This window comes from Rhodanobacteraceae bacterium (assembly GCA_016713135.1).
In the GTDB taxonomy this organism is placed as follows: Bacteria; Pseudomonadota; Gammaproteobacteria; order Xanthomonadales; family SZUA-5; genus JADKFD01.
In genome coordinates this window covers 642,616-656,201 of sequence record JADJPR010000020.1, presented here as the reverse complement: position 1 = coordinate 656,201, position 13,586 = coordinate 642,616, and the positions used below count along the sequence as shown (strand labels likewise).

The following is a 13,586-nucleotide window of genomic DNA, read 5'->3' as shown; positions in this document are numbered from 1 at the left end:
CCGCAATGCGGCGCCGCTGGTTCGGTTTTGACGCCCGACCTCATGCCATTGGCCGTGGTGGGATCGGCTGCCAGTTGGGCGGTGCTCAGTTGTCCAGTTCCACCATGTCGCCGGTCTTGACTTCTCCGGTCACGATCGAGACGCGCGCGTAATGGTCATCGTAGACATCGACGATGCGCACCTGCCCGACTTGGGCACGGCTGAAGGGAGCGCCTTCAACGATCGCCATTTCTGCGAAGTGCCTTATGACATTGAGTACCTGTCCGTCGTGCGCGCCATCACGCTTGCCGATGCAAACGACGATTTCGTTGGCGTCCACGGACAACACTTGGCCTTGCATGAACTGGTGGCGGATTGCGCTGTCTCCGGTACAACCGGCCAGCGCCGTTGCCGCCACAAGGCCGACGAGCCATCCGAATCTGCGACGATTCTTGTTGACGGTGCGGTTGATGCATGTGTGATTCCTATCCATGACAGATCTCCGAGCTGACATAGCGGCCGGATCGGCCGCGGGGGATTTCGGGCCAACTTGAGGCCCAGGTATTGCCGATCGCTGGCTCGACTCGCTTTGTCGGCACAAGCGAGACATCAACGCGGCCGCCGGGGCCGCATTGAGTGTTGTGATTGGGGAAAGCGTTGATTTCGCCGTGAGCAACATCCAATGGGATGCCATCGGCGGTCCAGCGCTCGTTCGGTTCGCAAATTCCACGTGCAGGAACTCCACCGCAGACGGCCCGGGGGCCGACATCGCACGGTGAACGCTCAGGGGAGAAGTCGCTGAAGCGACGAAGACTAGATCCGGCGTTCAACCGTCCCGATACAGCTGCCAGCAGCAAGCCAGCAGCAACGGGTGCGGTGCGCCTAGATCAACAACACTCGGTAGATGCTGCCGTGGCGGTCACGGATCGCATCCGCTGTTCGCGGATCGCGCGCTGGGCCCGAGTTGCGATCCAGCCGCAGGAGGGCTATTTCGGCGCCACCGCCTGCCAGCGCAGGAAAGACCGGCGACACGATGTCGCGGAGCTGCTTGTCAGCGTCGTCGCAATGCGCGCGGCACGCAATCTGGTTCAAGTCCGGCAACGCGCTGCCCATCGTGTCTGACGACATATGGGAGTGCAAGGACGAGTCTTGAGAGTCAGAGACTTGGGTTGAATGCGTGCCGTGCAGGCCGGGTGCCGCCCGACACAGATGTTCGGCCATCGCGATCTGATTGAGCAACATGGCGAGCACCGCCCACAACGCCAGCCATCGCCGACGCGGTTGACGAAATTGCTGGAGTGCCCTCGATGCCACAGCCGCTTCCTAGCATTAGACAGCTTGATCGTAGCGTGATCGATCCGCAGCGTCCTTGCGCTGGATCAAGCACCGTGCGCGGTTCTTGCGCTGGAATGCGAGAACTGAGTTGAGACCGGCGTGCGCCCAATTCCCAAGCCGGCTCGCCTCCCCGTGGGTTCTTGATCAATATCAACTTGCGGGTCCGGCGAGTGCGCGTATCCTCTTGGCAAGAAGGGTCGGAACATGCGCGTGCCTCGTTTGGGTCTGAAATCGTTGCGTCGACGCCTTCCGCGCTGGCTGATGCCGGTGCTGGCGATCTTGCTGTTGTGCCAGCAGGTAACGATTGCCGCGCATCTGTGTTCGATGCCGGCGCCGGTGACTATGGATGCTTCCGGTGGCTGCCATGACGACATGGGCAGTGGCGACCCGGCGATGTCGCCGGACTGCACCGCCCATTGCGCCGATCCAACCAAGCACGTCACCGATGCCGTTGCGCTTGGCGTTCCGCCGCTACCGCCGATGATTTCCCGGCATGCGCTGTTAGTTGCAGCCGTAGCAACGGCAAGCCGTTCCACGTCCGACGATCCCGCCTCGCGGAATTGGCCACGGTTACGCGCGAGCACCATCCTGCTGATCTAACTCTTGTTCCGTGATTGGCCGCGGGCCTTGGGCCCGTGGCCGCGCGTGCCCGGCGCTGACGCCGGGTGTCTGCCATCGCGTAGCGGAGCTTGATCCGTGGAAACCTCGATATTGTGGCCGCATGCACGCCGCCAGGCGTGCGCGCTGGCGTTGTTCCTTGCGTTGCCTGTCGCTGCGGCCAGCCCACCAGGCGCCGATCTCGATTCAGTGCATTCGTGGCTGCGGCAGCACAACTCCGCGCTGTTGGCGCGTACGCTGGATGCGGAGGCTGCTGCCGAGCGGATCGGGCCTGCCGGCGCGCTGCCCGATCCGATGTTCGAAATGGAACTCGACGGCATCGACTTCGATCGCCCGCGCGCCCTGCCGGCGCAGGTGGAAACCACCGTGTACCGCGTGCGTCAGCAGTTCCCCCTGTGGGGCAAGCGCGCGTTGGCGCGCGAAGTCGCGACGCACGAGGCCGCGGCCGCCGGCTTTCGCCGCGAGGCCACGCTGCTGGAACTGGTAGAGCAGGCGGACATGGCCTGGCTCACCTGGTGGCATGCGCAGGCCAGCGCAACTGCGATCGACCGCGTACTCGGTGTGATGGCGCAGATGCGCGAGTTGGCGCGCACCCGCTACGCCGCCGGGCTGGCGCCACAGCAGGACGCCATTCGCGCAGACGTGGAGCTGACTTCCATGCGGCGCATGCAGATCGAGTTGGTGGCGCAGGGCGCGCGGGCGCGCTCGACACTGAATGCCCGGCTCGGTCGGAATCCGCAGGACGTGCTGACGACACCGGCGGGCGAACCCGAGATTGCGCTCGATTTGCCGCTCGACGAACTGCTAGCGGACGCCGCCGAGCGCCACCCGATGACGCAGGCCGAAGCATCGATGCACGCCGCCCGCTTGGGGATGGCCGAGGAAGTTCGTCGCGAGCGTCTGCCGGACATCGGGGTTGGTCTCGGGCTGATGCAGATGGGCGACCGAGCCGAGGGCTGGGAGCTGATGTTCGAGGTTGAGATCCCCCTGCAGCAGGGTGCGCGCCGCCAGCGCGAGCGTGCTGCAGACCTGCGCGCGGAAGCCGCCGGTGCACGTGAGCAGGCCATTGTCGATGAACTACGCGGGCGTGTCGGCGCCGCGTATGCCATGTGGCAGTCGGCTGGCGAGCAGGAAAGTCTCGTCTCTGGGCAATTGCTGCCTCAGGCGCAGGCCGGGTTGGAGTCGGCGCTCGCTGGCTATCAGGTCGGCGCGGTCGATTTCGACACGCTGTTGCAGGCGCTGACGCTGACGCTCAATGCCGAGCGCGACCGCCTGGACGCCCGGCGCGATCGCTTGCTGGCCGCCGTTGAACTGAAACTGCTGCAGGGGAAACTGCCATGAGTACTCCAAGAATCGTGACGCTCGTTGCGGTGGTGGCCGCGCTGTCGGCCGCTGGCGGGTGGTGGCTGGGACAACGGCGGGCGGATACGCCCGAAGTGACCATCTCGAAGGCCGAACCGGCGCAGCCGCAAATCCTCTACTACCGCAACCCGATGGGCCTGCCCGACACGTCGCCGGTTCCAAAGAAGGACTCGATGGGCATGGATTACGTGCCGGTGTATGCGGGCGAGGCGCCATCGACGCCGGGGACCGTGGTGCTGTCACCGGAGAAGGTGCAGTTGATCGGCGTGCGTACCGTCACGGTCGAACTGGCGCCGATGCAGCAGTCGCTGCGTGCCAGCGGCAGCATCGCCATCGATCAAGCACGTCAGTGGGTGATCGCACCGAAGTTCGAAGGCTGGGTGCAAACGCTTGCAGCCAACCAGGTCGGCATGCGCGTGCGCCGCGGCCAGGCGCTGATGAGTGTCTACAGTCCCGAACTGCGCTCGGCGCAAAACGAGTACCTGATCGCCCAGCGCGCCGCCGCGACCATGGCGGCGGCCGATCCGGCCAGCGCGGCGAGCATGCGCGATCTGTCCGGCGCGACGCTGGAGCGCCTGCGTAACTGGGGTATCGGTGGCGGCAGCCTGGAACGGCTGAAGGGTGGTCAGGTCGATCCCTACCTGACGTTGACGGCGCCGGCTGACGCAGTGATCACCGACAAGCCGGCAGTGCAGGGCATGCGCTTCATGGCCGGCGAGATGCTGTTGTCGCTGGCCGATCTGTCGCGCGTGTGGCTGGTGGCGAATGTGCCGGCCAGCGACTCGGCGCAACTGGTGCTCGGCCAGTCCGTGCAGTTCCGCACGTCGGCATTGCCCGGACGCACGTTCGACGGGACGATCAGTTTCATCGCGCCGACCTTCGACGAAGCCAGTCGCACGCTGACGGTGCGCGTCGAACTCGACAATGCCGAGGGCGTCCTGCGGCCCGGCCTTTTCGGCGATGTCGAATTCCACGCAGATACCGGCCCGGCAGTACTCACCGTGCCGCGCTCGGCCGTGCTCGACAGCGGCACCCGCCAGGTGGTGTTCGTCGAACTCGCCGCCGGCCGCTTCGAGCCGCGCGCAGTGGCGATCGGCCGTCGCAGCGGCGATCGCGTCGAGATCAACGACGGCCTGGTGGAAGGCGAATCGGTGGTGTCGGCGGCGAACTTCCTGATCGATGCGGAGAGCAATCTCGGCGCGGCGCTGGACGGATTGAAAGCACCGGATCACGCGGGGCATGGCACCGCGCCCGCGGGGCGCGGGGACGAGCAAGACGCAGGTGACGCCGAGCCAGACCAGACGCCGGTCGACGGCGGACACCAGCACGCCCCGCAAGGAGGCTGAAATGCTCTCCCGCCTGATCGAATGGTCGTTGCGCAACATCTTCCTGGTGTTGCTGGGCACGCTTGCGATCACCGCCGCCGGCATCTACGCGGTGTCGCGCACGCCGCTGGACGCGCTGCCGGATTTGTCCGACGTGCAGGTGATTGTCTACACCGAGTACCCCGGCCAGGCGCCGCAGGTGGTCGAGGACCAGGTCACCTATCCGTTGACCACGGCGATGCTGGCGGTGCCGAAATCGCGCGTGGTGCGCGGCTTCTCGTTCTTCGGCTCGTCGTTCGTCTACGTGATCTTCGAGGATGGCACTGATCTCTACTGGGCGCGTTCGCGGGTACTGGAGTACCTGAACTTTGCGGCGGGGCGCCTGCCGCCGGGCGTGACGCCAACGCTGGGTCCCGATGCCACCGGCGTCGGTTGGGTCTACCAGTACGCGCTCGAAGGCAAGGACCGCTCGCTGGACGAGCTGCGCGCGATCCAGGACTGGTACGTGCGCTACCAGCTGACCAAGGCGCACGGCGTCGCCGAGGTCGCCAGCCTGGGTGGCTTCGTGCGCCAGTATTCAGTCACCGTCGATCCCGCGAAGTTGCGCCAGTACGGTGTGCCGCTGATGCAGGTCGGCGAAGTCATCAAGGCCAGCAATCGCGACGTCGGCGGTCGCAGCGTCGAGATCAGCGAGACCGAGTACATGGTGCGCAGCCGCGGCTACCTGCGCGGCATCACCGACATCGAACAATTGGTGCTGCGCGCCGAGGGCGGCACGCCTGTGCTGATCCGCGATGTCGCCACCGTGGAACTGGCCGCCGATGAGCGTCGCGGCATCGCCGAGCTCAATGGCGAAGGCGAGGTGGTGTCCGGTGTGGCCATCGCGCGCTCTGGCGAGAACACGCTGGCGGTGATTCACAACCTCAAGGACAAGATCGCCGAGATCAGCAGCGGCCTGCCCGATGGCGTCGCCATCCGCAGCGTCTACGACCGCTCCGATCTGATCCACCGCGCAATCGCCACGCTGCAGACCACGCTGATCGAGGAAAGCATCATCGTCGCGCTGGTGTGCATCGTGTTCCTGTTCCACGTGCGCAGCGCGCTGGTGGCGATCGTCATGCTGCCGATCGGCGTGCTGATTGCCTTCCTGGCGATGCACGCGCTCGGCATGAACTCCAACATCATGAGCCTCGGCGGCATCGCGATTGCCATCGGCGCGATGATCGACGCCGCGATCGTGATGATCGAGAACGCGCACAAACACATCGAGCGCGGCGGCGACCGCAGCCGACTGCAACTGATCATCGACGCTTGCAAGGAGGTCGGTCCGTCGTTGTTCTTTGGCCTTTTGATCATCACCGTGTCGTTCGTGCCGGTGTTTGCGCTGGAAGCGCAAGAGGGCCGCTTGTTCAAGCCGCTCGCCTACACCAAGACCTTTGCGATGGCCGGCGCCGCGGTGCTGTCGGTGACGCTGGTGCCGGTGCTGATGTACCTGTTCGTGCGCGGCCGCATCCTTGCCGAATCAAAGAATCCGCTGAACCGCTTGCTGATCGCGATCTACCGGCCGGTGATCGCCTTCGTGCTGCGTTTCCAGAAGGGAGTGATCGCGCTGGCAGTGGTAGTGCTGATCGCCACCGCGTGGCCAGCCAGCCGACTCGGTTCGGAATTCATGCCGAGCTTGAACGAAGGCAGCCTGCTGTACATGCCGTCCTCGTTGCCGGGCATGAGCGTCACCCAGGCCGGCCAGTTGCTGCAGACCCAGGACCGGATCATCAAGTCCTTCCCCGAGGTCGAATCGGTGTTCGGCAAGGCCGGGCGCGCACTGACCGCCACCGATCCGGCGCCGCTGGAGATGTTCGAGACGGTGATCAACCTGAAGCCGCAGGATCAGTGGCGGCCGGGGATGACGCAAGACCAGTTGATCGCCGAAATGGACAGCGCGCTCAAGTTTCCCGGTGTCGCCAACTCCTGGACGATGCCGATCAAGGCGCGCACCGACATGCTCTCCACCGGCATCCGAACGCCAATTGGCATCAAGGTGTTCGGCAAGGACCTCAAGCAGATCGAGACCGTCGCGCGCGATATCGAGCGCGTGGTGCGCGCGGTGCCCGGCACCACCAGCGCCTATGCCGAACGCCTGACCGGCGGCTTTTATCTGGACATCGAGCCGGACCTGACGCAACTGGCGCGCTATGGGTTGTCGGTCGGTGCCATCCAGGATGTGGTCGCCGCCGCACTCGGCGGCGAAATGGTCACCACCACCGTGGAGGGCCGCGAGCGCTTCGGCGTGATCGTGCGCTACCCGCGCGAGCTGCGCGATTCGCCCGAGCGTATCGCCCGCGAAGTGCTCATTGCGACCATGGATGGCGCGCAGATCCCGCTCGGCGAACTCGCGCATGTGGGCCTGAGCCAGGGCGCACCCTCGATCCGCACCGAGAACGCGCTGCTCAGCGCCTACATCTACGTCGATTTGCGTGGACGCGACATCGGCGGCTATGTGCGCGACGCGCAGCAGGCCGTCGCCGAGCAGGTAGTTTTTCCTCCCGGGACCTACGCTACCTGGAGCGGGCAGTTCGAGTACATGCAGCGCGCGCAGGCGACCATGAAGGTGGTCATCCCGCTGACCCTCGGCATCATCTTCCTGCTGCTGTACCTCAATTTCCGCCGCATCACCGAATCGCTGATCGTGATGTTCTCGGTACCGTTCGCGCTGGTCGGCGGCGTCTGGCTGATGTGGGCGCTGAGCTACAACCTGAGCGTCGCGGTGGCCGTCGGATTCATCGCGCTTGCGGGCGTTGCCGCGCAGACCGGTGTGGTCATGCTGATCTATCTTGATCACGCACTGGCGGCGCGCGCTGCCGCGCGCAAGGCCGCCGGCGAAGCGCTGACGGCCGGCGATCTGGTCGACGCCATCGTCGAAGGCGCCGTCGAACGCGTACGCCCGAAGATGATGACGGTCACCGCAATCATCGCCGGCCTGCTGCCGATCATGTGGAGCACCGGCACCGGTTCCGAAGTCATGCGCCGCATCGCGGCGCCGATGGTCGGCGGGATGCTGTCGTCGACCGTGCTGACGCTGGTGGTGATTCCGGCGCTGTATGCGCTGGTGAAGAGGCGCCAGGCCATCCGGAGAGAAGCCACCACTACGCCGTAGCGGCGCCGAAAGATACCCCCGTCGGCGGCCGGCTCGACGGGCGAATGAAAGAAGCCGGCCGCGCAGGCCCGCCGCATGCGGGTTCAAGTTCAGCCAATCGGAGAGCAACATGAACATCCAGATGAACACCACCAACCCGATGCGCCACGTCCGGTTGCTGTTCGCAGCAGCCCTGTTGGCGCTGTTGTCTGCCTGTGCCAGCAACAGTCCCACGCGCCACTACTTCATGCAGGGACAGGTGCTGTCGGTGCAGGACCAGAATGTGGTCTTGTGCGTCGGTGAAGCCCACGGCGCGGAAGTGGGGCAGGTGCTGAGCGTCTATCGCAACGAGCAAGTTCACACCGCGCCGAAAGCGCCGCCAGCAGGCTTCAAGCGGGTACCGATGGGCCAAGTGCGCATTGTCGAAGTCTTCGATGAGCACTATGCGCGGGCCGAGGTGGTATCCGGCGAGATCCACGCTAATGACACTGCGGAACTGGAGCGTTAGGCGGGGCTTCGGCCGCTGCGTCGCTGGTTGGCGACGCGGCGTTCATACCGGCCGGCGCGCGTGCGCCAGCCGGTACCTGCATCCAAAGGAAATCAGCCATGAACCGGAACTGGAAAATGGTGGGCTTGTCTGCCGCACTCGTGATTGCGTTCGTGGTCTTGCGCGAACACTGGGGCCATGTGCTGGGCGCGCTACCGTACCTGTTGCTGCTGGCATGCCCGTTGCTGCATCTGTTCCATGGACACGGCGATCACGCGCACCACGACCATTCGACGGATGACCGCAAGCCCTGAGCCCGCCTCGCTGGCGGATGCGCTGCGCCGGACGGTCGCGTATGCGGTCGTCACGTTGCCGATGTTTGCCCTATGGGAACTCGCGCACGCGCCGCTGTACACGCTATGGATCGACGCCGGTCCCGCGGCAGCCTGGCAAGCTGCGCTGCATTGCACGTTGGGCGATGCAGTGATCGCGTTTGCCTGCGCTTTGGCTGCGCCGCTGCTCGCCCGCGTGCTGCCTTGGATGCGCCGCGCCCATCGCACGGAAGCGGTCATCGTGGTGCTGGGCGTTCTGACGACAGTCGCCATCGAGTGGATCAGCACGCGCTGGCTCGGGCGCTGGGCCTACCGCGAGTCGATGCCCGTCGATCCAATCCTTGGCATTGGCCTGAGTCCGCTCGCGCAGTGGATCGTGGTTCCATTGCTGGCGCTTTGGATCCTTCGGCGAAAGGGCGGCCCCAGGCGTATCGGCTAGCTAGGGCCGAGTGCCGCGGTACAGCCCTATTCGGCCGACGGGAACTGCCAGTGTGTGCAGGGTTGATACGTCAACAAAGCCTGCGTCGTGCATGAACTCAGGTAACCGGCCCTCCGCGTGGTCGCGGGTGTTGGCATAGCCGTCAAGCAAGCGCACCAGGTGGAATGCGGTTCGTCCGAGCCACGAGGTTGGCCGGCCGAAATCGGCGATCAGCACCCTGCCACCAGGGCGCAGTACGCGCCGAACCTCGCGGAGACTGCGTCGCTTGTCGTCGTGCTGGAGGTGGTGGAAGAAGAGCGAGGAGAGCACTACGTCGAACGAGCCATCGGCGAACGGCAGTGCATCGGCCCAGGCAGGCGCAAGGTCCAGCGAGATGCCTGCGGCGCTGGCCTTGGCCTGCGCTTGGCGCAGCATGGCTGGGTCGGCATCGACACCGGCGATTCGCGCGCCGGGCACTCGCGAGGCCAACTGCAGCAGCAGGGTGCCGGTGCCACAGCCCAGGTCCAGAACCCGCTCGCCGGGTGTGACATCGGCGTGGGTCAATAGAGACGCCTTCATCCGGGCTTCGCGCACCGTCAACGCCACCAGACGGTCGTACCATGGCGTGAGGAACGGGAAGCGCAACGCCGGAACGAAGTCCCGGTGGGGCAAATTGCTACTCATCTGATGCTGCCGTCAATGCCAGCGCACCCAGCAGTGCGATCAGAAGCACCGGATGAAGGAGCATGAGGTGCACGAAGTTGCGTTCAACCAGAAGGCCGTCCAGAAACAGGGACACGATCGCCACGAGCATCAGGATCCGCAATGGCTGTCGCCTTCGTTGGGCCCAGCGCAACAAGGTTGGGAGAGTGTTGGTCATGAAAAGTCCGCCTTCGAGGGTCCGATAGGCTGAGCAGCTTGCCGCGAGCGAGCCTGTTTGGCTTGAACAAAGCGGCGGAATCAAGCCGTTCGCAAGGCAGCCAGAATGGCGCTGGGCGGCACGCCGAAGTGTCTTTGCATGGTTCGGCTCAGATGCGCAGCGTCCGAAAATCCGGCGTCTTGCGCCGCCCGACTCAAGTCCGCGCCCGCGGCGGCACTCATCAAGGCCAGGCGCAATCGCAGCCAGCGCAAGTAAGGTCGCAGAGGCATCCCCACCAGTGCGCGAACCCGATGTCTGAAATGACTGGGCGACAGCGAGGTTTCGCTTGCGAATTCCGCCAGTGTGCCGTTTAGCTCGCTGCGGGCCGGCAGGCCTTCAAGCAGATCTCGGACGCGGTCGGAGCGGCGATCAGCCGGAGCCTGGACCGACTTGGGTAACCCGAGTGCCGCGAGCAGCGGGCCCAGATCTGCGCCGGTCGACAACGGCCAGACGCTGAGCGCCGCATCGCGCTGTCGCTCCGTGAGCAGGGACAATCCCCGCACGCAGGCCAGCGCCAAGGTCCGGCCCGTGTGAGACTCGCGTTCGACGTACAGCAGCGCCGCGGCACCGGGCCAGACGCGGTGCGGCACGTCCGCGTCGATCAGCACTCCGGGCGCAGTGATGTCGCCTTGACCATGCACGGAAACGGTGACCGTTTCGCAAGGAGCGAGGACCATTTGGAGGGCATGGTGGGTGTGTACCCGGTTGTCGCCCATGTCGCCGGAAAACACCGCCCAGCCTGTGCCCAGCGCAATGCGCCCGGACCAGGCAGGCGATTTCTCGTGGTGCGTCATTGCTCGTGGCCTTTCACTGGCCCTTCCGCAGCCTCAGCGCGTTGGCTACCACCGACACCGACGACAGGCTCATCGCCAGCGCCGCGATCATCGGACTCAGCAGCAAGCCGAAGCTCGGGTACAGCAGCCCGGCAGCGATCGGCACGCCGAGCGCGTTGTAGGCGAAGGCGAACACGAGGTTCTGGCGCATGTTGCGCACTGTCGCGGACGAGATCTCGCGAGCGCGGACGATGCCGCGCAGATCGCCCTTGACCAGCGTGAGCTGAGCGCTCGACATCGCGACATCGGTGCCGGTGCCCATCGCGATGCCGACATCCGCCGCAGCCAGTGCCGGTGCGTCGTTGATACCGTCGCCAGCCATCGCCACGCGCCGTCCTTGCGCCTGCAGGCGCACAACCAGTGCCGCCTTGTCCTGGGGGCGCACTTCGCCGTGCACCTCGTCGATGCGCAGGTGCCGCGCCACCGCCTCGGCCGTGGTGCGTCCATCGCCGGTGGCCATCACGATGCGCAGGCCAGCGTGGTGCAGGGCGTCGATGGCCTCTGCTGTGCTCGCCTTGATCGGGTCCGCCACGGCCACCAGGCCGGCGAGCGCACCGTCGACGGCGAGGAACATCACGCTGGCGCCGTCCGTGCGCAAGCGTTCGGCATCCGCATGGAGGGCATCGGTTGCGACGCCATTCTCCTGCATCAACGCGGTGTTGCCGAGCGCCAGAGCGTAGGTACCGACACGCCCGCGCACGCCGATGCCGGTCGCCGATTCGAAGTCCGCGGCGTCCTCCAGCGGCAACTGGCGACGGCGTGCCTCGGCGACGATGGCATCAGCGAGCGGATGCTCGCTGCCCGCATCCAGGCTTGCCGCCAGTCGCAGGACTTCGGTCGGGGACCATCCGGTTGCCGCCAGCACCTCGCGAAAAGCCGGGCGACCCTCGGTGAGCGTGCCGGTCTTGTCGACAATGATCGTGTCGATCGTGCGCAAACGCTCGATCGCCTCGGCATCGCGGAACAGCACGCCGGCTTGCGCGGCGCGGCCGGTGGCGACCATGATCGACATCGGGGTGGCGAGCCCGAGCGCACAGGGACAGGCGATGATCAGCACCGCGACGGCGTTGACCACCGCGTAGGTCCATGACGGGTCGGGGCCGAACAGGCCCCAGCCGAGCAGCGTCGCCAGGGCGATCGTCAGCACTGCCAGCACGAACCAGTAGCTGACCACGTCGGCGAGCCGCTGCATCGGTGCGCGCGAGCGCTGCGCCTGCGCCACCAGTTGCACGATCTGCGCAAGCACCGTGTCCGCGCCTATGCGATCTGCGCGGATCACGAGGCTTCCGGTGCCGTTGATGGTTGCGCCGATCACGCGTGCACCGGCCGCCTTCTCGACCGAAATCGGCTCACCCGTCAGCATCGATTCGTCGACCGCCGAACGCCCGTCGAGCACCTCGCCATCGACCGGCACCTTCTCGCCGGGGCGCACGCGCAGGCGGTCGCCGACGTGCACATGGGTCAACGGGATGTCTTCCTCAGTTCCGTCCGCGCGCAGCCGGCGCGCGGTTTTCGGCGCCAGCCCGAGCAGCGCCTTGATCGCCGCCGACGTAGACGATCGCGCCTTCAGCTCCAACACCTGACCGAGCAGCGTCAGCGACACGATGATTGCTGCGGCCTCGAAATAGACGCCGACCCGGCCGTGCTCGCGGAAGGCTTCCGGGAACATGCCCGGCGCCAGCGTTGCGACCAGGCTGTAGCCGAAGGCCGCGCCGACGCCGGTGCCGATCAGCGTCCACATGTTCGGGCTGCGGTTGGCGAGCGAGGCCGCCCAACGCACGAAGAAGGGCCAGCCGGCCCACAGTACGACCGGCGCCGACAACACCAGTTCCAGCCAGGTGCGCGTGTCGGCCGCGAGACCAGGCAGTCGATGCCCGGCCATCGCGAGCAGTAGTGCCAATACCGAGAACGGCAAGGTCCACCAGAATCGCCGCCGGAAATCCGCCAGTTCGGGGTTTTCGTCGTCGTCCAGGCTGGGCAGAAGGGGCTCCAGCGCCATGCCGCAGATTGGGCAGCTGCCCGGCTCGTCGCGCACGATCTGCGGGTGCATCGGGCAGGTATAGCGAGCGCCCGGCTGCGCCGGGACGGCCGCAGGCTGGGCGACGGGACTCAAATAGCGTGTCGGATCGGCAAGGAACTTGCCGCGGCACTTTTCGGAGCAGAACCGGTACAGGTTCCCGGCGTGCTCGAGTTGGTGGGGGGAGTCGATCGCCACCGACATGCCGCATACCGGGTCGACATGTGCGGCGCTGTTTCGTGCATGAGCAGCATGATCGTGAACGCCGCTGGTGGCGCGGTGATGTGCGTGACCGTGTGCCGCTTTCGGCGGCTTGCTGCCATGTGAGTGGTGATCGTGGTTCATGCGTCTTGCTCCTGGGACAGCGCATTGAGAATCGGGCAGGCTTCGCTGCGACCGTGCCCGGGGCAAGCGTCGATCAGCGTCCGCAGGCCACTGCGGATGCGTTCGAGTTCAGTAATGCGCAACTCGATGTCTCCGAGCTTGCGCTGCGCCGCAGCGCGCACGCGGGCCACGTCGCGCTCGGCACTGAGCGCCAGCAGCGAACGGATGTCATCGAGCGAGAATCCCAGCACTTTGGCGCGGCGAATGAAGCGCAGGCGCTTGAGTTCCTCGGCGCCATAGCGGCGATAGCCCGATGCGAGTCGACCCGCCGGTGCCAGCAGGCCATTGCGCTCGTAGTAGCGCACCGTGTCGATGGCAACTCCCGCCTGCTTGGCCAACCCGCCGATGCTCAGTGACATGTTCGTTCTCCTTGTGGGATGTGAGCTTGCACCCTGGACCTGGGTCCAGAGTCAAGCCCCAGTCGCGACGGCATTCACCGTCGCG

At 65.9% G+C, this 13,586-nt stretch carries 14 protein-coding genes; 7 read left to right on the top strand and 7 right to left on the bottom strand.

Features of this window, described 5'->3' with window-relative positions; genetic code table 11:
* Positions 1–85: 85 nt before the first annotated feature.
* Positions 86–472 carry a hypothetical protein gene (locus tag IPK27_17750; GenBank protein MBK8069398.1) on the bottom strand — a complete coding sequence of 129 codons (387 nt, stop codon included), beginning with the start codon at positions 470–472 and terminating at the stop codon, positions 86–88.
* 389 nt (positions 473–861) lie between these two features.
* The gene (locus IPK27_17745; protein MBK8069397.1) at positions 862–1,221 is read right to left on the bottom strand and encodes a hypothetical protein; all 360 of its coding nucleotides are present in this window, start codon (positions 1,219–1,221) and stop codon (positions 862–864) included.
* Positions 1,222–1,575: 354 nt separating this feature from the next.
* On the opposite strand from IPK27_17745, the gene IPK27_17740 reads away from it, so the two are divergent.
* From IPK27_17740 to IPK27_17710, 7 genes are all read left to right on the top strand, one after another.
* On the top strand, positions 1,576–1,914 hold the full coding sequence (locus tag IPK27_17740) for a hypothetical protein (GenBank protein MBK8069396.1): 339 nt from the start codon (positions 1,576–1,578) through the stop codon (positions 1,912–1,914).
* Positions 1,915–2,010: 96 nt separating this feature from the next.
* Positions 2,011–3,273 carry a TolC family protein gene (locus IPK27_17735; protein MBK8069395.1) on the top strand — a complete coding sequence of 421 codons (1,263 nt, stop codon included), beginning with the start codon at positions 2,011–2,013 and terminating at the stop codon, positions 3,271–3,273.
* On the top strand, positions 3,270–4,640 hold the full coding sequence (locus IPK27_17730; protein ID MBK8069394.1) for an efflux RND transporter periplasmic adaptor subunit: 1,371 nt from the start codon (positions 3,270–3,272) through the stop codon (positions 4,638–4,640). The genes IPK27_17735 and IPK27_17730 overlap by 4 nt, the downstream gene beginning before the upstream one ends.
* A gap of 13 nt (positions 4,641–4,653) precedes the next feature.
* Positions 4,654–7,773, top strand: coding sequence for an efflux RND transporter permease subunit (locus IPK27_17725; protein ID MBK8069393.1), 3,120 nt, complete (start codon positions 4,654–4,656; stop codon positions 7,771–7,773).
* Positions 7,774–7,882: 109 nt separating this feature from the next.
* Positions 7,883–8,260 (top strand): hypothetical protein, encoded by a 378-nt coding sequence (locus IPK27_17720; GenBank protein MBK8069392.1) that lies wholly within the window; start codon positions 7,883–7,885, stop codon positions 8,258–8,260.
* Between the two features lie 98 nt (positions 8,261–8,358).
* Entirely contained in the window at positions 8,359–8,553 is a 195-nt protein-coding gene (locus tag IPK27_17715) for a DUF2933 domain-containing protein (GenBank protein MBK8069391.1), read from the top strand.
* Complete coding sequence (locus IPK27_17710; GenBank protein MBK8069390.1) at positions 8,537–9,010, top strand: hypothetical protein; 474 nt, start codon at positions 8,537–8,539, stop codon at positions 9,008–9,010. Before IPK27_17715 ends, IPK27_17710 begins: the two co-directional genes overlap by 17 nt.
* Here IPK27_17710 and IPK27_17705 read toward each other — a convergent pair whose 3' ends face one another.
* The 5 genes from IPK27_17705 to IPK27_17685 all read right to left on the bottom strand — a co-directional run bounded on the left by IPK27_17705 (position 9,011) and on the right by IPK27_17685 (position 13,501).
* The gene (locus IPK27_17705; protein MBK8069389.1) at positions 9,011–9,661 is read right to left on the bottom strand and encodes a methyltransferase domain-containing protein; all 651 of its coding nucleotides are present in this window, start codon (positions 9,659–9,661) and stop codon (positions 9,011–9,013) included. It lies immediately after the preceding gene.
* 4 nt (positions 9,662–9,665) lie between these two features.
* Complete coding sequence (locus tag IPK27_17700; GenBank protein ID MBK8069388.1) at positions 9,666–9,869, bottom strand: hypothetical protein; 204 nt, start codon at positions 9,867–9,869, stop codon at positions 9,666–9,668.
* 80 nt (positions 9,870–9,949) lie between these two features.
* Complete coding sequence (locus tag IPK27_17695; GenBank protein ID MBK8069387.1) at positions 9,950–10,702, bottom strand: helix-turn-helix transcriptional regulator; 753 nt, start codon at positions 10,700–10,702, stop codon at positions 9,950–9,952.
* 13 nt (positions 10,703–10,715) lie between these two features.
* Complete coding sequence (locus IPK27_17690; GenBank protein ID MBK8069386.1) at positions 10,716–13,103, bottom strand: heavy metal translocating P-type ATPase; 2,388 nt, start codon at positions 13,101–13,103, stop codon at positions 10,716–10,718.
* Complete coding sequence (locus IPK27_17685; protein MBK8069385.1) at positions 13,100–13,501, bottom strand: MerR family transcriptional regulator; 402 nt, start codon at positions 13,499–13,501, stop codon at positions 13,100–13,102. Before IPK27_17685 ends, IPK27_17690 begins: the two co-directional genes overlap by 4 nt.
* Positions 13,502–13,586 lie beyond the last annotated feature (85 nt).

Bases quoted from the DNA above. Each gene is read 5' to 3' on its own strand.
- IPK27_17750 (MBK8069398.1), bottom strand. From the start codon at position 472: ATGGATAGGAATCACACATGCATCAACCGCACCGTCAACAAGAATCGT.
- IPK27_17685 (MBK8069385.1), bottom strand. From the start codon at position 13,501: ATGTCACTGAGCATCGGCGGGTTGGCCAAGCAGGCGGGAGTTGCCATC.
- IPK27_17695 (MBK8069387.1), bottom strand. From the start codon at position 10,702: ATGACGCACCACGAGAAATCGCCTGCCTGGTCCGGGCGCATTGCGCTG.
- IPK27_17700 (MBK8069388.1), bottom strand. From the start codon at position 9,869: ATGACCAACACTCTCCCAACCTTGTTGCGCTGGGCCCAACGAAGGCGA.
- IPK27_17720 (MBK8069392.1), top strand. From the start codon at position 7,883: ATGAACATCCAGATGAACACCACCAACCCGATGCGCCACGTCCGGTTG.
- IPK27_17690 (MBK8069386.1), bottom strand. From the start codon at position 13,103: ATGAACCACGATCACCACTCACATGGCAGCAAGCCGCCGAAAGCGGCA.
- IPK27_17710 (MBK8069390.1), top strand. From the start codon at position 8,537: ATGACCGCAAGCCCTGAGCCCGCCTCGCTGGCGGATGCGCTGCGCCGG.
- IPK27_17745 (MBK8069397.1), bottom strand. From the start codon at position 1,221: ATGTTGCTCAATCAGATCGCGATGGCCGAACATCTGTGTCGGGCGGCA.
- IPK27_17715 (MBK8069391.1), top strand. From the start codon at position 8,359: ATGAACCGGAACTGGAAAATGGTGGGCTTGTCTGCCGCACTCGTGATT.
- IPK27_17740 (MBK8069396.1), top strand. From the start codon at position 1,576: ATGCCGGTGCTGGCGATCTTGCTGTTGTGCCAGCAGGTAACGATTGCC.
- IPK27_17730 (MBK8069394.1), top strand. From the start codon at position 3,270: ATGAGTACTCCAAGAATCGTGACGCTCGTTGCGGTGGTGGCCGCGCTG.